The sequence below is a fragment of the Photobacterium phosphoreum genome, assembly GCF_002954725.1.
Taxonomy (GTDB): Bacteria; Pseudomonadota; Gammaproteobacteria; order Enterobacterales; family Vibrionaceae; genus Photobacterium; species Photobacterium phosphoreum.
This window is the reverse complement of record NZ_MSCQ01000002.1, coordinates 1028371-1049878: the sequence shown is the minus strand read 5'-3', so window position 1 is coordinate 1049878 and position 21508 is coordinate 1028371. Positions and strand designations below refer to the sequence as shown.

Annotated in this window: 11 protein-coding genes; 6 read left to right on the top strand and 5 right to left on the bottom strand. The window is 37.4% G+C overall.

The genetic code is table 11. The features are described 5' to 3' along the window. Positions 1–505 precede the first annotated feature (505 nt). From BTO21_RS16540 to BTO21_RS16520, 5 genes are all read left to right on the top strand, one after another. A complete protein-coding gene (locus BTO21_RS16540) occupies positions 506–3424 on the top strand; it encodes a GH92 family glycosyl hydrolase (RefSeq protein ID WP_045032283.1) in 2919 nt (972 codons plus the stop codon). 380 nt (positions 3425–3804) lie between these two features. Further along, on the top strand, positions 3805–6330 hold the full coding sequence (locus BTO21_RS16535; RefSeq protein WP_045032281.1) for a GH92 family glycosyl hydrolase: 2526 nt from the start codon (positions 3805–3807) through the stop codon (positions 6328–6330). Between the two features lie 528 nt (positions 6331–6858). Further along, positions 6859–9534, top strand: a complete 2676-nt coding sequence (locus BTO21_RS16530; RefSeq protein WP_045032279.1) for a molybdopterin-dependent oxidoreductase — start codon at positions 6859–6861, stop codon at positions 9532–9534. Positions 9535–10114: 580 nt separating this feature from the next. Next, positions 10115–11059 carry a porin gene (locus BTO21_RS16525; RefSeq protein ID WP_045032277.1) on the top strand — a complete coding sequence of 315 codons (945 nt, stop codon included), beginning with the start codon at positions 10115–10117 and terminating at the stop codon, positions 11057–11059. Positions 11060–11078: 19 nt separating this feature from the next. Continuing rightward, complete coding sequence (locus tag BTO21_RS16520; RefSeq protein ID WP_045032275.1) at positions 11079–12245, top strand: ABC transporter substrate-binding protein; 1167 nt, start codon at positions 11079–11081, stop codon at positions 12243–12245. Positions 12246–12622: 377 nt separating this feature from the next. Here the strand turns inward: BTO21_RS16520 and BTO21_RS16515 are convergent, their stop codons facing one another. The 3 genes from BTO21_RS16515 to norV all read right to left on the bottom strand — a co-directional run bounded on the left by BTO21_RS16515 (position 12623) and on the right by norV (position 16694). Continuing rightward, the gene (locus BTO21_RS16515) at positions 12623–13105 is read right to left on the bottom strand and encodes a hypothetical protein (protein ID WP_232572670.1); all 483 of its coding nucleotides are present in this window, start codon (positions 13103–13105) and stop codon (positions 12623–12625) included. Between the two features lie 904 nt (positions 13106–14009). Continuing rightward, complete coding sequence (gene norW, locus BTO21_RS16510) at positions 14010–15155, bottom strand: NADH:flavorubredoxin reductase NorW (RefSeq protein WP_045032273.1); 1146 nt, start codon at positions 15153–15155, stop codon at positions 14010–14012. An 18-nt stretch (positions 15156–15173) separates the two neighbouring features. Beyond that, complete coding sequence (gene norV, locus BTO21_RS16505; protein ID WP_045032271.1) at positions 15174–16694, bottom strand: anaerobic nitric oxide reductase flavorubredoxin; 1521 nt, start codon at positions 16692–16694, stop codon at positions 15174–15176. Positions 16695–17370: 676 nt separating this feature from the next. Between norV and dtpA the strand changes: the two genes are divergently transcribed. Then, on the top strand, positions 17371–18849 hold the full coding sequence (dtpA, locus tag BTO21_RS16500; RefSeq protein WP_045032269.1) for a dipeptide/tripeptide permease DtpA: 1479 nt from the start codon (positions 17371–17373) through the stop codon (positions 18847–18849). A gap of 136 nt (positions 18850–18985) precedes the next feature. On the opposite strand, the gene adhP is transcribed toward dtpA, so the two are convergent. Together adhP and BTO21_RS16490 are read right to left on the bottom strand one after the other, a co-directional pair. Then, positions 18986–20002 (bottom strand): alcohol dehydrogenase AdhP, encoded by a 1017-nt coding sequence (adhP, locus tag BTO21_RS16495; protein ID WP_045032267.1) that lies wholly within the window; start codon positions 20000–20002, stop codon positions 18986–18988. A gap of 590 nt (positions 20003–20592) precedes the next feature. After that, positions 20593–21508 (bottom strand): iron-containing alcohol dehydrogenase (locus BTO21_RS16490; RefSeq protein WP_105026916.1); only part of this gene is annotated, 916 nt, incomplete at its 5' end.

The following is a 21508-nucleotide window of genomic DNA, read 5'->3' as shown; positions in this document are numbered from 1 at the left end:
GCAGCATGAGTGGGTACTGCATGCTGCTAAAGGTCATTTTTCTGGGATGATCATGACAATATTTCTATATTTAAATTGTTAGATTATTATTACTCAAATGTTAAATATAGAAACTGGATAATAGTCATCTTTATAGCACGATTATATCCGATGTATATTTATGTGATGTTACGCAGTATTCTCTAAATAAATAGATCCGTGTTAATTTAAATATAAAATTAACGGCAGTGTTATTGATATTGTCTTTTTATGAAAAATAAACTGTGATATTGAGCCAAAATATAGCTATATAACAATGAGATCCTACTCACAGCTATTTTCAATAGTTACAAATATACAGTTAATGCGTAATTTATCCTATATCGTCATAAATATTTATTTTTAATAATGCCTGCGATTAATAAAACAAAGTGTCATTTAAATATAACGATAAGAAATAAGTTCATACGTTGAATGCTATTTCTTATCGTGAATATACATCAAATTAATAACAAAAGGATTTGAAATGAAATTCAAACGCACCCTACTTGCAATGGCTGTTATCGCAGGCACATTAGGTCTTACTGGCTGTGATGATGAAACTAATAATATTGATGTGAATGTTACTAATCCTAATGGTAACGGCAGTGATATTTTACCACCGGTTGAAGAGGGTGATAAGCCCGTTTGTCCACCTACAGGCGATGAAGAATGTGATGATAAACCGAGTACCGAAAAGCCTGTTATTGACATGGGAGTACATATTCCGGTTGATTTATCAGGTATGGAGGTAACCCGCTATGTTAACCCATTTATTGGTACCGGAAACTTAGGCAATACCTACCCTGGTGCGACAACGCCAAACGGTATGGTGCAATTGTCTCCCAATAATGGCTCTAATGGTTGGGAATATATTTCGGGTTATTATTATCATGATGCCCGTACCAGTGGCTTTTCACATACTCACTTATCAGGCGCTGGTGCAGGGGATTTAAATGACATTTTAGTGATGCCAATTAACTCTCGTTCTGATTTTATGATCAACGAAGGTTCAGCGACTCTGAACTTAGAAGCATCACACTTTAAACATAAAGATGAGCAGGCTACTGCGGGTTATTACAAAGTCGATTTGCTTGATTACGATATTAAAGCAGAATTAACCGCATCGGATCGGGTTGGTGTTCATCGTTATACTTTCCCGCGCGATCAAAAATCTGAAATTATTGTTAATACTGGCTTTAAGCTTAACTGGGATTACACCTCAGATTCTTTTATTCGGTGGGATAAAGACAATAACCGTTTGATTGGTCACCGACTGTCAGATGGTTGGGCGGCATCTCAGAAAGAATTTTTTGTGATGGAATTTGATCAACCGATCAAAAATGTCCGTTTTGCTTATTACGACCAAGAAACCAAACAATACGTTAATGCCCCCGCTGAGTTTACTGAAATAGGCTCGATTAACGGCTCTCAAACCTATGATGCCGTTAATGATCGTGATGTGTTCGGTAAGTACCAATATGCCCGCGCTTATGTTGAATTTGACACTTCAAAACAAGGACTCGCGGTTGAAGCGAAATTGGCATTATCAAGCACCGCGATTGGTAATGATGGCACCAATAAAGCACCATTAAGCGGCGCATTCTTAAACTTGACTGAAGTTGCCGATAAAGATTTTGATGATGTACGTTTAGAAGCGACTGAAGAATGGGAAGCATTGCTTGGTAAAGTAACAGTTGAAGGTGATGAAACCTATAAGCAAACGTTCTATACCGCTATGTACCATGCTTTCTTAGGTCAAACTACTCACTCAGATCTTGATGGTAAATATTATCGTGCCTTCCAAGGTCGTAATGCTTATCCAAATGGTCGTCCATCTTGGGGTAAAGAAGCACCTTTAGTGGATGATGTTCGTTTAGCCGATGCTAACAATGATGGTAAGGCTGACTTTACTCGTTATGACACTTTCTCACTCTGGGATACCTACCGTAATGTGCAACCGCTTGCATCTATCTTTACCCCAAATGCATTAGCAGATGTTGTGCTATCGATGCTCTCTTATGCTGAAGAAGAGTTTACGCCACTTGATGCCGAAGGTAACGCAAGTGAATCTCGAAAGGGACGCTTACCTGAGTGGACATTTAAAGGTAATGAAACCGGCATGATGATGGGGATGCACTCAACCCCGGTTATTTATGATGTGTTGGAAAAAGGTATTCTTGATGCCCGTATGACAGAGCTTGGTTTTAGTCAAACAGATCAAGATGATATTAAAGCGCGCTTAATTACTGCAATGGTAACGGATGCACGTGGGGCAACCAGCCAAGGCGTATCATGGATTGGTGAATATGAGAAAAATGGTTGGGTGCCGGCTCAACTGCATGATACAGAAACCGACTCATACGGTAAGCACTCACCGTTTAAAGATTCATGGACAGCGTCATATTCACTTGAATATTCAATGAACGATTGGATGATTGCAAAGTCAATTGCATTGGTGTTTGGCGAAGATGATCCGCGTTACACTGAATTTGCTAACCGTTCAAATAACTGGCAATCACAATTTGATTTCGGTGGTGAAGCCAATACACCGTGGAAAGGGTGGTTTAAAGCCCGTGATAATAATGGCCAGTTTATCGATAAGAACTGGACCGATCCTGTAACTGGTGGAAATACGGGTAAAGATTGGCGTCCAGATATGTTTAACTGGGCGTTCTCTGAATCAAATGGTTGGCAGTACTTCTTTAGTGTGCAACATGATATTCATGGTCTAAAAGATCTGATGACTCAAGCGGATCGTAAGTTTAACCCTGAAGCAAAAGAGGGCGAATTATTTGCAGCACGTTTAGATGAATATTGGTCAACATACCCAGACCGTAATGCAGGTGATAACCAGTTCCCGGTGTTTAATACTGGTAACGTAGGTCAACACGTACAAGGTAATGAACCTGATCTGCATGTGTCTTATTTGTATAACTACGTTGGGCAACCATGGAAGACTCAAGCGGCTATTGCAGCCTCAACTAATGTTTGTTACGACAACACCGCTGATGGTATTTGTGGTAATGATGACTTTGGAACTCTGTCATCATGGTTTGTGTTCCGTGCGCTAGGTTTCTATCCAGTGAATGCAGGCAGTATTTATGAAATTGGTACGCCAATGTTTGAAACTGCGTCGATTGATGTGGGTAATGGTCAGTCGTTTAACGTTACCGCTAAGAACGTAAGTCGTGAGAATATCTTTATTCAAAATGCCACGTTCAATGGCAAAGCGTTTAACCGTACTTACTTAACCCATGATGAGATCATGTACGGTGGCGATTTAGTGTTCACTATGGGAGATACCCCGAATAAACTTTGGGGAGCAGCTGCTGATTCGACGCCACCTGATACGGGTATTGGTCAATTCTTACATGCTGATACGTTACCTGTTGGTGCGCGTTAATAGCATCAGTTAATGTAAATAAAAATAGTTAATATAAATCCCATGACCTTTGTTATGGGATTTTTTATTTAAAGATAGCAATATTAATCAAATTGGCTATTAAAACATAAATAATAAATAGTGATGTTGAGTCACAATATATTTATATAACAATGGGAGCCTAGTTCCAATGATTTATAATGGCTACAAATATGCAGTGAATGCGTAATTTATCCTATATCACCTTATTTTTTTATTCTTAATAATATCACCAGGATACGGTGGTAATTATTAATTCAATAGCGAATAAATACTCTCTTCCTAATTAATGAAATTGTTTTAATACGATTACTATCGCTTTGATAATTAAGTGATGTAATACATAAAAGGATGGATATACGATGTTTAAACCGTCAATAGTTGCAGCAGCAATCGCACTCTCAATCAGCCTTAGTGGGTGTAATAATGACAATGGATCAGGATCGCCAACCAATAAGGATGATCAGCAGTCAACATTGGCAGTATTAAAATATGTTGATCCTTTGATCGGTACTAATGGTTTAGGCAACGTTAATCCAAGTCCTGTGACGCCAGAAGGGATGATTCAGCCAAGTCCTGATAATTGGAACCCGAATAACTGGGGCGGTAAAGGCTCACCGTCTGATTATCATCATTATTTAAATCAACTGTCTGGTTTTAGTACTACCCATATTTCCGGTGCGGGCAAAGGCGATCTTAATGATTTTGCTTTCCTACCATATACTGGTTTTCATTCGACAGCCGTTACCATGGATAAGCAAACAGAAGTTTCCAAAGTCGGTTATTACGCGGTTGATCTGATTGAAACCAAAGTAAAAGCTGAATTAACCGCCACGGATCGGGTTGCTTTTCAACGTTATAGTTTTCCTGATGGCGCAGATCGCAAAGTGAAAATTGATTTACAACATGAGCTATTGGAACAATACGGTAATCACTCTCGTAGTATTTACTATAAAAAAGTGGCGGATAATGCCATTGCTGGCGCGCGTACCAGTAATGAGTGGGGCCAATGGCAAACAGTCTATTTTTATGCGGAGTTTTCAGAACCGTTCAGTGGCCACATGGCATATGTCGATGGCAAACAAACCGCAGCAACAGAAGTCGGCTTAGCGGATTATCAAGGCTATGGTGATAAGCGTGAGCGTATTAGTGATGTGGTGACCCATTTAAATTTTGGGGCTGGTGAACAACCGATTACGGTCAAAATTGCGATTTCAGGTACAGGCATTGATGGCGCAATAGCGAACTTAAATGCTGATACCAATGGTTATGATTTTGATGATGTGGTGACAGATAACCAGCAACAATGGGCGGATGTGTTAAATAAATTCACTATTAAAGGCGGTACACAAGCGGATAAAACCATGTTCTATACTTCGCTTTACCGCACTTATGTGGCGCCGTTTGTGTATCAAGACGTAGACGGTAAATACCGTGGTATGGATGGTAAAGTCCATCAAGCCGAAGCCGGATTTACGAACTATTCAGTCTATTCAATGTGGGATACATTCCGCGCTGCACACCCTCTTAAAACCATTATTGATAAAGATCGTGCGATTGAATATGCCCATGATTTAATGAATAAATTTAAAACAGGTGGTGTATTACCTAAGTGGGAATTACATTCTGACTACACGGGTGAAATGGTTGGTTACCCTGCGGTATCAGTCATTGCCGATGTAATGGTTAAATATCCAGAGGCATTTACTCAGCAAGATTTTGAATTAGCCCTTCAAGCGGCGGATGTGTCAGCAAACTTTGATCTTACTATTACCCAAGATTGGGTACCTTATAAAGATGCGTGGAATGGTGATAAACGCTTTACGGTCATGACCCGTCATGGTGAATATGCTGAGCAACACGGTTATGTGCCAGCAGACGCTAAGAAACAATCCCAAGATGGTGGTATCGCCCAAGATAAATACGATGAACTGGTCAATGAATCGGTGTCATACGGTTTAGAAAATGCTTATTACGATTGGTGTATTGCCCAAATTGCTAAATTGGCAGGTGATGACGCACAATATCAACGTTACATGGCACGCTCACAAGCTTATAAACCTTACTTTGATCATAATGTTAGCGAATATGGTAAATATGGTTCCACTGGATTTATGCGTCCTAAAAATCACGATGGCACTTGGGTAAATAACTATCCATCATGTGCCATTGACGGCCAAGGCGATCCGATTGCGCCGTTGCCAGCTAACTGTGACATTAATGATACGACGTCATTTGATATTTTCTGGCCTTATCGCGCTGAGCACCGTGGTCAAGATTTCACGGAAGGTAATACATGGCAATGGAGTTGGTTTGCCCCGCACGATATCGCGGGTTTAAAACAGACTATGGGCGGTGAGGCGGGTTTCTTACAAAACTTAGACGCCTTATTTACCGCGAACGACAAAGCTGATACCTCTCAAGGGGATATGACAGGTTATATCGGTCAGTTTATTATGGGTAATGAACCCGATCATCATGTGCCATATCTGTATAACTGGACGGCTGAGCCTTGGAAAACTCAAGAATATGTCGATCAGGCAATGAAAGAATTCTTCCACCCAACCAAGGAAGGCTTAATTGGTAATGAAGATGTGGGTCAAATGTCAGCATGGTACATCATGGGCGCATTAGGTTTCTATCAAGTTAACCCAGGTGAGCCAGTTTATACTATTGGGCGACCATTGTTTGATGAAGTGAAATTTGATGTCGACGGCGGTCAATTTACTATCACTGCTGAAAATAATAGCCCTGATAACCTTTATGTTGAATCAGTAACGATTAATGGTAAACCTCTGGGTAATAATTATACTTTTGACCATAGTAAAATTCGGGCTGGTGGTGAACTGCATTTTGTGATGACCAATAAAAAACCGAGTGTTAACTAATTATTATGTATGGTGGCGATCTAGTATTCATCATGGGAGGTACCCCGAATAAACGTTGGGGAGCGACTGAAGATTCGACACCACCTGATACGGGTATTGGTGAGTTCTTACATGCTGATACGTTACCTGTTGGTGCTCGATAAGCTGTAATATAATAAAGTATAATAATTAATTATATTTGTTACATCATAAATCCTACGGTAAACACCGTAGGATTTTTTTTATTCGGCTTATTTATAGATAAATCATAATCGGTATCAAATATTTTATTGATTATCCATTCATTAATACAATCACTGTTTGTTTTTTTATTATTTATTTAAATATGAAATAAAGTGTAATATTCCCCAAGATTCTATTAAAAATAAAAACAAAGCTATTAAAAATAGTCGATATGTTACGTACTGTTAATAATGGCTATTGGCAAAATAGAAATAATTGTCATTAGTAATTAATCATTAAATTCAATACGTTTAATTTCATTATTTTGAAGTCGCTTAGATATATAAAATGGCAATTGGAGCTATTATGCCTATCTCTCGTCGAAACTTTCTTAAATCTGCTGTAGCAACTGCTATTGCAGCAAATGGTTTAACATTATTCCCCGCCAATTTTGCATTTGCTGATGATACGTTGTTAATTCCGAGTGCTAGCCATTGGGGAGCTTTCTATGGTGTAGTAAAAGACGGTAAATTAATTGGTATTCAACCTCGTAAAGAAATTGATCCATTACCTACAGAGATGTTATTAGAAGGTTTATTAAGCCGTACTTACAATAAAACACGTATTCAATATCCAATGGTACGTAAGTCATATTTAGAAAATTTAGGCGGTGATACTAAGCCTGAATTACGCGGTAAAGAGCCATTTGTACGTGTAAGTTGGGACACTGCCTTGCAATTAACAGCAAGTGCGATTTTACATACTATCGAAAATAAAGGTAACCAAGGTATTTTTGACTCATCGTATGATGGTTGGTCAAATACGGGTTTATTGCGCCCACCTGTTGTTCAAGGTCGTTTCTTTAATCTCATTGGTGGTTGTAGTACCACTATTGGCGATTACTCAGCAGGTGCATCTACGGTTATTTTGCCGCATATTGTCGGCGATATGGAAGTGTATTCACCACAAACGGCTTGGCCTGTTATTGAAAAGCACACTGAAGTATTTGTTTTAGTTGGTAGTGATCCTTGGAAAACAAACCGTGTTGAATTCCGCGTTGCTGATCATCAAATGCAAAGCCATTGGCTGAAATGGAAACAAAAAGGGATTAAGTTTATTTCAATTAACCCTAAACGTACCACGACCGATCGTAATTTAGACAGTGAATGGGTGTCAATTATTCCTGGAACTGATACGGCATTATTTAATGCGATGGCTTTCCATTTACAAGATCAAAAATTAGCCGATCTTGAGTATTTAAAAAAATATACCGTCGGTTATGAGCAATATCTTGATTACTTATTGGGTAAACAAGATGGTGTCGCTAAAACCCCTGAATGGGCAGCTAAAATAACCGGTATTCCAGCCGATGAAATTAAAAAGCTGGCGGTATTATTTAAAACTAAAAAGACTCAAATTGCCGCGGGTTGGGCGGTTCAACGTGCCGATCATGGTGAAATGATCCACTGGTCAATTATTAACTTTGCGGCAATGGCTGGTAAAATTGGTAAGGCTGGCGAAGGATTTGGTTTTAGCTGGCATTATGGTAACGGTGGTATGCCACAATCGGGTTCATCATTACCAGTGACACTCGGCCAAGGTTTTAATCCTATTTCTGCGGGTTGTCCGGTTGTGCTTCAAACTGAAATGTTACGTAATCCGGGTAAGTCATTTACTTACAATGGACAAACGTTGAAATTCCCCGATATATCAATGGTATATAATTCAGGTAATAATTTATTCTCACACCAACAAAACCTTAATGCTCTAATCAAGGCCATGAATGACAAAGTTGAGACTTATGTTTGTCAAGATACATGGTGGTGTGCATCAGCAAGATTTGCCGATATTGTCTTACCTGCAACCAGCGCATTAGAACGGACCGATATTACTTCTGGTGGTACGTATAGCAATAATAAAGTTTATGCTATGCAGCAAGTTATCGAACCTTATGGTGAAAGTTTAGATGACTTTGAAATTTTCCGTCGTTTAGCCAAAATTTTCCATGTAGAAGATAAATATACTACAGGTAAAGATATGATGACGTTGCTTAAAACAGCATACGAATCATCAACTGCCGCTAAAATTAAACCGTTTGATGAATTCTGGAAAGATGGTGTTACCGTTATGCCAACCCCAGAAAGTGCTGATTATTGGCAACGTCATGGGGATTTTTATGATGATCCTGAAAAGCATCCGTTACATACTCCATCAGGTAAAATTGAGCTGTACAGTGAATCAATCGCTAAAATGAAATTGGACGATTGTCCTCCTGTACCGACTTATATGCAGCCATTTGAATTTTTAGGAAATGCTAAAAAAGGCCAATTGCATATTCTTAGTCCTCATCCTTGGATGCGTTTACACTCACAAATGGCAAACGCAGATACCAATCGTTATGAGTGTGTTGATGGGCGTCAATATTTATTGATCAATGAGCAAGATGCGCATGATCAAGGTATTGTTGATGGCGATCTTGTCGAATTACACAATGAACGTGGTGCACTACTTTGTGGTGCTAAATTATCTAATGAAGTGCGTCGTGGTGTGGCTTGTTTACATGAAGGCGCATGGTTACAGTTGGATAAATTGGGTCGTTGTAATAGTGGGCAGATTAATATTATTACCTCTGATCAAGCATGTGGTGGATTAAGCCAAGGGACAAGTGCGAATACTTGTTTAGCGTACTATAAAAAATGTACCGATCCATGTTCACCAAACAAAGCCTATGAACCACCAATGATCGAACAACCAACAGGGCCAAATGATGGTTCTATTTTACCTATGGTTGATTTAAATATTGATGGTCGTATTGCATTACTGCATAAAGCGAATGCGGGTAAGGTTGCACCGAAGATTAGCCGTGGCCAAGAAATATTCTATGCGAGTTGTACTATGTGTCATGCTGCACCGAACCCCGCAGCACATACTCGAGGGCAATGGGCTGGGATCACGCAAAGTATGTTCCCACGTGCAGGCTTAAGTGCTGCTGATCGTAAGCTTGTTTTAGAATATTTAGATAAGCATGCAGCAAAAGCGTAGCGCCTTTAAAATAGATTAGTGATTGATATTAAGTGATTAAAATCCGAACAACGTTATTGTTTGTTCGGATTTTTTTGACTTAAAACATCAGATTATGAGGTCAACACCACAAAATAAAACAACAACTATTGTTTAAAGTAATGATTTCAAATAAATTTATTCGGCTACGAAAATCTTATGCCTCGTTAAGTTAATCCTGAACAATTAGCTTACGAGGCAGTCCTTTTTCTTCCTCCTCATTTCCTCTTCTTTCGTTTACATGACGATACCGCTTGCGTTTTTTCTTTTGTTGTCGCTATGTTGTAAACTTTCACCTTAATTAAATTAATAAAAAAACTAATTTTATCTGGTTGTATTTACTGATTTTAATCTTCTCTTTAGCTGCTTCAATTCGCTAGTTGTGCAATGCTTACAACATCATCGATGGCAAATTGTTTCTGTCTTTTTATAATCCCCTTCTTTTACATGCTCATAGTGAATAATAATTCTTTTTTAGGAATAAAGGTGTAACAAAAATTGACAGAAAGTATTAAATGATTATTATTCTCATTATCTTTTTGCCGTAAGGTAATATTAAATAATGATTGAGGTGATTTTGATTAGTAGTAAGAAGCTCGCTTTGGGGATGTTATGTTTAGCCACAGTAAGTGGAACCGTGAATGCAGCAAGTCTTTATAAAACAGATGACTCAAAACTGAATATTGGTGGTCGAGTTGAAGCAAGGGCAGAAAATAATGATCATGATATTAGTGATTTAAGTCGTACTAGACTTAAGATCTCTGGCGAAACAAAGCTGACAGAAACAATTAGCGGAATCGGCGTATTTGAGCAGGAATTTAAAGCTAAATCAGAAAAAACGCGCCACTTATATGTCGGGATTAAAGCGGCTTTAGATAACGGTTATGCAACCCTCGTTTACGGTAAAACGGATGGTTCGATGAGTGTCGTGACCGATATTACCGATATTCAAGCCGCTTATGGCGCGGTTGCTGCTGACAAGTTCAAAGTCGGCAAGCGAGTCGCCAACAGCCTTGCCACCACCTATGCCAACGACTTCGGAACCACTTTAAGCGCAAATTATGCCGGAGCAGAAGGTAAAAACAAAGGTGACTTTGATGGTGGTTTCTCTATTGCTGGTGCCCAAGCGATTGGTGATAGCGGATTCACCACTGCGATAGGTTACGCTAAACAAGCCAAAGTTCAGCAGCAATCAAAACAACAATTTGATATTGGTTTAGGTTATCAGTTAGATAAATTATACCTTGGTACGTTATATACGAGGCAGAAAGTTAAGGGAAAAACCGGTAACGGTTACGACGTTGTTGCGGCTTATAAGATTAACTCAATATATAAAGCGACTATCGGTTTTGGTGAATTGAATTTTGATCAAGTTGATGATACTCGGGCGGTTAACGCGGATATTACTGCAAGATGGAATAGCCAATTTAGAACCTATGCGGCGATTAATTTCGACACGGTACACAACGACATCCAACAAATGATCGGCATTCGTTACGATTTTTAATTTCCAATAAGGCTTTATTATGAAAACTCGCTTAAAAATATTAACTCTTACTGTTAGCGTTCTTGTTTCTTGCTCTGCATTTGCTGCTGATTACCCAATGACCGTCACTGATATTACCGGTCGTTCGATCACGTTAGATCATCAACCTGAGCATATTGCACTGGGCACCGCGCGTAACTTTCCGTTATTAGAGATCGTTTACGGCAAAAATGCGGGCAAGCATTTAGTTGCGATGCGTGATGATATGAAAAATTCTGCCCCTAGCATGTATGATATTTACCTTAAACGTTACCCATCATTAGCGAAGGCGCATACCATCGGTAAGATCAGTAAAGGACAGTTTGACGCTGAAGCCTTTATTAACATGAAACCTAAACCTGATGTGCTAATCATTGGGTTAGATAGTGCTAAAAAAGCCCAGTCAACCGGCCTGATCCGTAAGTTAGATGCCGCAGGTATTCAAGTGATCACCGCGGATTTCCGCGATAAGACCATTGAGAATACCTTAAACTCAGTCACTACCGTTGCAACAGCACTAGGTCAAGAGCAACGGGGTCAAGCATTCTCTGATTACTATCTTAAACATTTGAACCATATTAAAAATGTGATCGCGCAGCACCCTGAAATTAAGCCAAAAAATGTCTTTCTTGAGACCGCGGCAGGTTACACTTTTGAATCTTGTTGCGATACGTATTCAGGTGGCAATATGAGCGACTTTATTACGCTGTTAAAAGCGGAGAACATCGCAGAAAAGCCATTAAAAGGTGCACATAAAGGGGTGATGTCACCCGAAACGATTATTACCTCCAACACTGATGTTTATATTATGCAATCAGCGGGATGGATCGACAAGAAAACGGGCAAAGCGACCCATGGTATCCCGCTAGGTTATGCAATGAATAATCAAGCCATTGCGGATCAAACTAAACTGCTGATGTCACGTGATTGGTTAAAAGCAACTAAGGCATTCCAAACTAAGGATGTTTACGCGGTATATAAACCTTTTTATAACTCGCCTTATAACCTTGTTGCACTTGAGTATTTCGCCAAGTGGATTCACCCAGAACTATTTAACGATCTTAATCCAGAGCAAACATTTGAAGAAATGAATAAGCAACTTGGTGATCATGATGTGAAAGGTATTTTTGGTATCAATAACTTTGAAGTGATGGCGAAGCAATCTTAACTGAGCAAATATAAAAATATTCAGAATTAAGGCTAGACATAAAAAGACCACTGATAATTTAATGAGTGGTCTTTTTCTTAAACGCTGTAATTACTGATAGTCAGGGTAATGCCATACGGGTGACTGTTGCTCACGACTGATTTAAGCATTAATTTTTAAAGTTAATGCTTAATGATTTTATCAAAAATACTTATAACGGTTATTGCAATAATAGTAAATGTGAACATAGCGACGATAACAATAAATGTTATGATGCTTATTCTGTCGGGCTCACTAGCCCAATGATTATAACGTTCAGTTAAATTGCTAAAATATGCCATTAATTCACCTTTAAATGTATTAAAAGCCTCTATAAAAGAGGCTATAATTAAAAGGTGCTATTTATTAATACTTTTTATATACATTATTAAAATCATACCTAAGCCTAATAACTGCCATAGGTACTGACCATCAGGTGCACCTGCAATAGTTTGGCTAAATAATAAAACACTCGTTACAAATAATGATGCGGTGGCTGCTCGTTGAGTAAATACTTGATCTTTTCCATGTAAAAATTCACCTTTAATTATAGCAATAACAATTATAATTGCAGGTAAACATTGAAGTAAAACTATTACAGGGAACAAGTAATTATAAGCTGGTGTAAAGATTATATGTGCTAAATCAGACTTATTCCAATTTCCCGTTATATATGACTCCCATCCAGCCCATGAATCGCCTTTATTTGCTTCTGTAGGAAAGAATGCAGCAATAGTAACGCCAAAAAATTTATCAATAAAACCATTCTTAATCCAAAATGCAAAAATAAATATCTGAGCAGGAATGATCTGAAAGTTTAATCTTTTAATTTGATTCATCATGATAATGACCTTATAAAATACAAATTGTTTTCATATGAAACACAACTAAAGCGATATTTTATCATTTAATAACGCTTGTTGTTAATATACTTAACAATGTTACATTTTATTTAATTATGTTGATACGATGACAGCCTACCATTATATAAATATTTGATTTCAGATTTGGATAACTAACATATATATATTACGTTTTATTTTTTTGATAAGGAAATTGTTGGATGTAATATTATACTTTGTATGAGAGGTATAATATTACTTATATTCATTTTCTAATGAATGATCGTTCTTTAATATTATTTTATAATTGTTTTATATAAATAAGACAGGCATAGTTATACAACTAATATCACTATTATTAATGATTAAATTCATGCCATACACTTATTTGATCGGAGGTCTTTATTTTAATTGGATAGTCATATCTATATTGATTATTCGTTATTTCTTCCTTGTCGTTTAATTACTTCCTGTAATGGTCATATTGCAGTAAAGCTTTTATAACGTTTTTGATAATACCAACAGTAATGGATGAAAGCAGATTTCACGATTGCGTGTAAATAATTTATGGGTTTTTATTAGAATGTAAGCGCTTAATTAACCATACATTCTAATTGCAGTTGATTTTGTCATAGTTTTTCGACTAGAAGGAGGAACTATGACAACATTCGAAAAACACCAATATTGGACGACCATCGTTGGCCAGCAGCAAGAAAGTGGTATTTTAATATTGCAACTTTGCGACAGAATCAGAAAAATGATTAATTAGTCGTGTTTAAGGTCTCGCCTTAGGCGGGCTATCTTTGACAGATATTTTCCCAGCTTATTTATTCAAATATTCAAACAGCACCGATGCCTGAGCGGTTGCTTAAACTCGCTGAGGCTCGGTGGTAATCAGGTATATTTATAATGCAGGTGGTAACTGTCTTAACAATGCGAATACCTGTTTTTGTTTATTATGAGAAGCGATAAATCCAATAAGTGTTTTATCCGCTGTATGTGCTTTAGCAATATAACCTTCATGATCTCGTTCAATTTGCCAATGAATATCTATAGCGGTTGTGATTCCCGCTAAACTTAACGGTAACCATGGTGTTTTTGCTTTAATTAACATTGGAGGCAGAGATAACGGCGTTGGTGTACCTGCTAATGTTTTTGCAAGTGCCATTGCTGATAACATGATGGGTTGAATAAACGCACTAATTTTACCGTTGATCTCAGCACAATCGCCAATGGCGTAGACATTAGTTGCTGAGGTTTGTAGCATATTATTGACAATAATTCCTCGATTAGTACTGATTCCAGCCTGTTGTGCTAATTGAAGCCTTGGTGCTAATCCCATAGCAGCGATGATGATATCTGTATGTATATCCTCTTGTCCTTGTTGTGAAATTATTAGCTGTTCACCATCAGTGTTAATTTCACTTATGGTGGCGTTTAGCTGAAGATCGATATTTTTTTGACTTAATATTTGGTGCAGTTCTACGGCAATAAACTCTGGTAGTAAAGCGGGCATCATGGCTGCGGCTTTATCACACAGTGTGATTTTTTTACCTGCAGTGGCTAAATCAATCGCGATTTCAGTACCAATTAAACCTGCCCCTAAAATAGTAATATGCTTTGCGGCATTTATTTGTGATTGATTTTGTTGTAATTCAGATAGACTATTTAATGTGATGATCTTATCGGTCGCATTACCAGCAAACTTCGGTATAAATGATGTAGCACCAGTTGCAATAATTAACGAAGAATAATGTAATTGTTGTTGATTGAAATACACCCATTGTTGTGCAGTATTAATTTCGTTAATAACTGTTTCTGTTATTAATTCAATATTATGCTCTGCTGCAAACTCAGTAGCCGTTTGTTTAATAAGATCTGTCGCTTGTTGATGACGACTAAATACATGGCTTAGTTCTGGTTTAGAATAATCAGCACCTTGATCTGCAGTTACTAAAGTAATGGTAGTCTGTTGATCCAGTTTTCTAAACGATTTCACCCATTGGTAAGCAGCGAAGCCACTACCAATGACAATAATTGGATTTGACATTGTTAGCTCTCATTTCATTTAGTTGATAGGTTCAAAGACTTCTTTGCCAATACCACATTCAGGGCAAAGGAAACTATCAGGCACATCTTCCCAAGCAGTACCTGGGGCAACACCTTGATTTGGTTCACCAAGTGCAGGATCGTAAACCCACTGACAAACCGTGCATAACATTTTCTGGCCACCCGCAGTTTGTGCACAACATTTAACTGTCGTCTCTGTTATTGGCTCTATTTCAACAACACATGTTTGTTCGACTATTTTAGGAACATCAATCACGACTTGTAGTGTTGCTGTTGGCGTTACTTCGGTAGTGAAAGGTGTGTAATGATCATAAGGACGTTCAGTTTGAGCCCATTCTTTAGCGATCTTTTTACCGTGATCACGACATTCTTGTAATGCTTTACCATCTGGACGCCACTTGGTTTTAAGACCAATGGTCGTGAAGAAACCAGCATCAGTTAAACGCGCGTGGATACGATCAACAGCGCCACCATTCCAACCGTAGCTACCAAAGGCACCGGCTTTTTTATTTTTAAAGCGTAAGCCAGTGATTTCTTCTAGTAGACCAGCGACTTTAGGCATCATGACATTATTCATTGTTGATGAGCCGACAAGTACCCCTTTAGAGCGGAACATATTGGAAAGAATTTCATTTTTATCATGACGAGCAACATTAAAAATACGCACAATGACTTGATCGTCTTCTTCAGTGATCCCTTGTGCAATTGCATCTGCCATCATGCGGGTATTATTTGACATAGAATCATAGAAAATAGTGATGCGGTTTTCTTGATATTGATTGGCCCATTCAAGGTATTTCTCAATAATTTGAGTTGGATTATCACGCCAAATGACACCGTGTGAGGTTGCAACCATGTCTACTGGAAGGTTAAAGCCTAGAACTTCTTTAATCTTATTGGTAACAAGAGGACTAAATGGTGTCAAAATATTTGCGTAATAACGTAGGCACTGATCAAGCAATTCGTTTTGGTCAACTTCGTCATTAAATAAACGCTCATCACAGTAATGTTGACCAAAAGCATCATTACTAAATAAAACCGCATCTTCAGTCATGTAAGTCATCATGCTATCAGGCCAGTGCAACATTGGTGTTTCAACAAACACTAATGCCTTACCATTACCAATATCAAGCGTATCGCCAGTTTTTACGGTGTTGAAGTTCCATTCTGGGTGGTGGTGATGACCAACGATTGAGTCAATTGCGTTTTCAGTACAATAGATAGGTGTATTAGGAATACGGCTCATTAATTCACTTAGAGCACCAGCATGATCTTCTTCTGCATGGTTGATAACGATAAAATCAATGTCGTTAAGATCAATTTCTTGTTCTAAATTTTGTAGGAAAGCTAATGTGAATTTGTGATCAACGGTATCGATGAGTACATTTTTTCCTTCACGAATTAAATAACTATTATAGCTCGTACCACGGGTTGTTTTATATTCTGTGCCATGAAAATCACGCACTTCCCAATCACGTTGTCCAACCCAAGTAATATTGTTTTTAACATGAACAGCCATTTTTAAATTCCTCTAACGCTTTAAGTTGCATTTTGAATGCATGTTATTCCTCAGGGTGGTGTCTGTCAATAATAAAAGATGCACTTAAAATGCATGTTATGTTTTATTTGTTTATTATTAAGTGCTTAGTTGGTTTTTTTGTTTTTAACTGTTAGTGAGTAGGTGGTTGATCATCGAAAGGAGATAATGTGAGAAGAGGTATACACTAAGCAGGAGGGTTAATTAAGATTAAAACGAGTGCAACAATAGTAATAAGACTCACCGTATTGAGTTGTTTTTAGCATGCTAAATGCCAAACTATTAAAATCCCGTCATTGCCGTTATTTCCAGTTGTTATTAGTCGCTAGTATCATTTAAATAATGCATATTCATGAAAATATATATTTTACGATTTACCACTAATTAAGGAATAGTGTTTTTATATTTGGTAATAATGGAAATAGTTATAAGTGTAATTATTATTATAAATTATTTATTTAGTGTTAATACTGAATTGATGTTTATACGATTATATTATGATTAATAGTTTAATTGTATAAAAGTTATTAAACTATTAATGTTAGCATATTAGAAACCATTTCTGGTAGATATTGATTTTTTATTTGTGCGTTAATTTTATGTTTATAAATAAGCACATTTAAACTAGCTGTCCTTCGAATTATTTAGGAATTAATTTATGTCCGATAGGAGCATATTTAAGCAGCCCAAGCCGTTTTATTTGATTTTTTCAATTGAGTTTTGGGAACGATTTGGTTTCTATGGCATGCAAGCTATTTTAACTGTATACATGGTTAAAATTCTTGGGATGTCAGAATCTGTAACCTTTACATTATTTGGTGCTTTTACTGCACTTGTTTTTGGGTCAGTTGCTATTGGCGGTTGGGTAGGCGATAAAATATTAGGTACTAAACGAACAATTAAACTTGGGGCGATGATTCTAACTATTGGTTATGCATTATTAGGATTATCAGCAAGTAGTGGTTATGGGGATTCTAAATTAATTTATATTGCGATGGGTTTTATCGCGATGGGAAACGGTTTATTTAAAGCTAACCCATCAAGTCTACTAGCTAAAACGTACGGTGAAAATGATCCGCGCTTAGATGGTGCATTTACAATGTATTATATGGCGGTTAATTTAGGTTCCCTTTTCTCTATATTATTAACCCCATGGATTGCTGAGAAGTTTGGTTATAGTTTTGCGTTTGGGGTAAGTGCTGTTGGTCTTGTTATTACTATTATTAATTTTATCATCAGTGGTCAGATAGTAAAAAAAATTGGTTCAAAACCTGATATGAACCCCGTTAATCGTATTCATTATATGGGTATTTTAATTGGTGCCATAATATTGAGCTTTGTCAGCGCAACATTATTACAGCATCTATTTTATGCGCATTTAATCTTGATTATTGTGGGTATAATTATCGTTTTTTTGTATTTTCGTGAATCCTTTTTAACGCATGGTCTTGAACGCGCAAAAATGATTGTGGCATTTGTATTAATGCTACAAGGTGTTATGTTTTTTGTACCATTTCTTCAGATGCCAACATCGGTAAATTTTTTTGCGATTCATAATGTATCTCATGATCTCTTTGGTTTTGCTGTCGCACCTGAGCAATTTCAAGCATTGAATTCATTATGGGTGATGGCTGCCAGTCCTATCTTGGCGATAATATATAATAAATATGGCGATCGTTTTGCAATGCCATTGAAGTTTGCTATTGGTATGGTATTTAGCAGTTTCTCATTTTTAGTATTGGCGCTTGGCGCTCATTTTTCAAATAGTGATGGTATTATCAGTTCCAATTGGTTGGTATTATCTTATATTTTTCAGGCGATTGGTGAGTTACTTGTTTCGGGGTTAGGGTTGGCAATGGTGGCTCAACTGGTTCCACAACGAATGATGGGCTTTGCTATGGGGATGTGGTTCTTAACATTAGCGACCGCAGCAGTCTTCGCTGGTTGGGTTGCAACATTAACCGCTGCACCTGTAGGTATTGTAAATCCTCATCAGACACTCACTATTTATAGTCATATATTTAGTCTTATTGGATACACTACAGCAGTAATTGCATTGTTAACCTTAATGATAGCGCCTTTATTAACGCGTATTATTCGAGGAGAGTCAAAAGAGACAAAGACGGTCTTAGTTTAATTGATTTAAATACAATAAATCAGTGGTTGTAATATAAAAATTACAATCACTGATTATTGATTTCAATTATCATCACGTATTATCTAAAAAATAACGATGAATAACATTAATCAAAGATAATGGCGTGATCTAATGCTTATTCGTAATCCATGACAATACGACCTGTCACTTCACCTTTTTCAAGTTCATCAAAAATGGTATTTATTTCTTCTAGTTTTCTAACTTCAATGTTTGTTTTAATCTTACCTTGTGCTGCAAAATCAAGACATTCAGCTAAATCTCGACGAGTACCAACAATCGAACCAACTAATGTTATTCCATTAATGACTGTATCAAAAATAGGGACAGGCATATCTTCTGGTGGTAAACCGACTAATACTAGTGTTCCGCCTCTTCTAACTGAGGCATAGGCACTTTCAAAACCTGCTTTAGATACAGCTAAACAAATAGCGGCATGAACACCTGTTCCTAATAATTCTTTGATTTTAATTTCAGGGGTATCAACTTTAAAATCAATGAAATGTTTGGCGCCTAATCGAAGTGACAATTCTTTTTTATTTTCACCAGTATCAACCGCAATGACATTTAATCCCATTGCAACTGCATACTGTATGGCTAAGTGACCAAGACCACCAACACCAACAATAGCAACCCAATTTCCCGGTTTTGCCTGACTCACTTTTAATGCTTTATAAGACGTCACACCAGCACAAAATAATGGTGCAGCTTCAATAAAACCTAACTCATCGGGTATTTTTACAATATAACGGGCATCAGCTTTACAGTAATCGGCATAACCGCCATCCACATGATATCCAGTGTAAAGACAATCAGGACAAAGGGTTTCTTTTCCTTCTAAGCAGTAGTCACAATAGCCACAAGCAGTGTATAAGAAGGGAACTCCAACGCGATCACCGACTTTTACATGATCAACATTTTCACCGACCTTGGTAACAATACCAACACCTTCATGACCGGGAATGAGAGGCATTTTAGGCTTAACAGGCCAGTCACCTTGGCAAGCATGAATATCAGTATGGCAAACCCCACAGGCTTTAATATTCACTAATACGTCATTGACACCAATAGATGGGATCTTAACATCTTCAATGACAAGTTTCTTTTTAAACTCATGTGCAACAGCCGCTTTCATATATAAAGTCCTTTATTTTATGCGAAATGAAAAATGAATAAGTTACAGTCGGTTAAATACAACGATTATTTTAAAATAAAATATAAAAATGAGATTTAAAGCGTTCTATTATTCAGCTGAATAACGTTATTTTAAAATGTGGGATTACTCATAACGTACTGATTTAAATTATTGTTTTAGTGACCATAAATATTACCACTATCATTAACTGTTTTTATTTAAATAAATAACAGAGTGGGTTATTAAAAATAAAACGAGATATTGTTTTTTATTTAATAAACTTATGCCTTAAAAAGATTAACTATATAATTGACTTGATAGGATCATAATCTACTCTATTTTAGATAAAAACAATCACTTCGAAAGCAATTAACTATTACTAATAATATAGGCTATTTATTTCATAGTGTGCTGTCTGTAAGTATCGATGATAATTCGCTTATCAAGGATATCAATCAGCGATATGTCGACAATAAATGATGTTGGAGTAAAAATAGTGAGTATCGAGATTAGACATAAAAAAAAGACCACTGATAATTAAACCAGTGGTCTTTTTTATTAACGCCTGTAATTACTGATAGTCAGGGTAATTACATCCGTGCTTTAAAGATACTAACAATCTCAGCAAGGTTTGCTTGGCGTGGGTTAGTTAAAGAACAAGCATCATTTAGGGCATTTTGTGCCATAAATGCTAGCTTATCTTCAGTCACACCTAAATCAGCTAGACGTTGCTTAGTACCTACCTTTTCAGATAATGCATCAATCGCTTCAAGGGCTGCATTAACCGCTTGCTCTTGGGTCATCGCTGCGGTGTCGATACCCATTGCTTTAGCAATATCGACAAAACGCTCAGGTACTTGCTTGGCATTAAAGCGTGATACTTCAGCAAGTAGAATAGCGTTACATAAACCGTGTGACAGGTCATAAACCCCACCCAGTTGGTGCGCCATTGAGTGCACGTAACCTAAAGAAGCATTTGAGAATGCCATTCCAGCTAAGTACTCACCGTACTGCATTGCATCACGCGCTTCGCGGTCTTGACCGTTAGTTACTACTGCTTCTAAGTTATTAACAATCAACTCAATCGCTTTAATAGCAGACGCATCAGTGATTGGCGTTGCTGCGGTAGAAACATAGGCTTCAACTGCGTGAGTTAATGCATCCATACCAGTAGTTGCAGTTAAGAATTTAGGCATTGCTACCATTAATTCTGAATCATTAACCGCAATAATCGGTGTGAAGTGCTTATCAACCACTGGGTATTTAGTTTGATCTTGTTGGTTAGTGATAATCGCAAATACCGTCATTTCTGATGCCGTACCCGCTGTAGTATTCACTGTTACCAATGGCAATTGTGGTTTCTTAGAAAGGTGTACACCTTTAGAGTAATCACGAATATGACCACCGTTAGCTGCAACCAATGCGATACCTTTAGCAGTATCATGAGAAGAACCACCACCGAATGAAATAACGAAATCTGCTTTGCTTTGTGCAAGAAGTGCTAGG

What these genes read in the sequence shown, in the direction of transcription:
- BTO21_RS16540 (WP_045032283.1), top strand. Translation starts at nt 506, where the DNA reads ATGAAATTCAAACGCACCCTACTTGCAATGGCTGTTATCGCAGGCACA.
- BTO21_RS16535 (WP_045032281.1), top strand. Translation starts at nt 3,805, where the DNA reads ATGTTTAAACCGTCAATAGTTGCAGCAGCAATCGCACTCTCAATCAGC.
- BTO21_RS16530 (WP_045032279.1), top strand. Translation starts at nt 6,859, where the DNA reads ATGCCTATCTCTCGTCGAAACTTTCTTAAATCTGCTGTAGCAACTGCT.
- BTO21_RS16525 (WP_045032277.1), top strand. Translation starts at nt 10,115, where the DNA reads ATGATTGAGGTGATTTTGATTAGTAGTAAGAAGCTCGCTTTGGGGATG.
- BTO21_RS16520 (WP_045032275.1), top strand. Translation starts at nt 11,079, where the DNA reads ATGAAAACTCGCTTAAAAATATTAACTCTTACTGTTAGCGTTCTTGTT.
- BTO21_RS16515 (WP_232572670.1), bottom strand. Translation starts at nt 13,105, where the DNA reads ATGATGAATCAAATTAAAAGATTAAACTTTCAGATCATTCCTGCTCAG.
- norW (WP_045032273.1), bottom strand. Translation starts at nt 15,155, where the DNA reads ATGTCAAATCCAATTATTGTCATTGGTAGTGGCTTCGCTGCTTACCAA.
- norV (WP_045032271.1), bottom strand. Translation starts at nt 16,694, where the DNA reads ATGGCTGTTCATGTTAAAAACAATATTACTTGGGTTGGACAACGTGAT.
- dtpA (WP_045032269.1), top strand. Translation starts at nt 17,371, where the DNA reads ATGTCCGATAGGAGCATATTTAAGCAGCCCAAGCCGTTTTATTTGATT.
- adhP (WP_045032267.1), bottom strand. Translation starts at nt 20,002, where the DNA reads ATGAAAGCGGCTGTTGCACATGAGTTTAAAAAGAAACTTGTCATTGAA.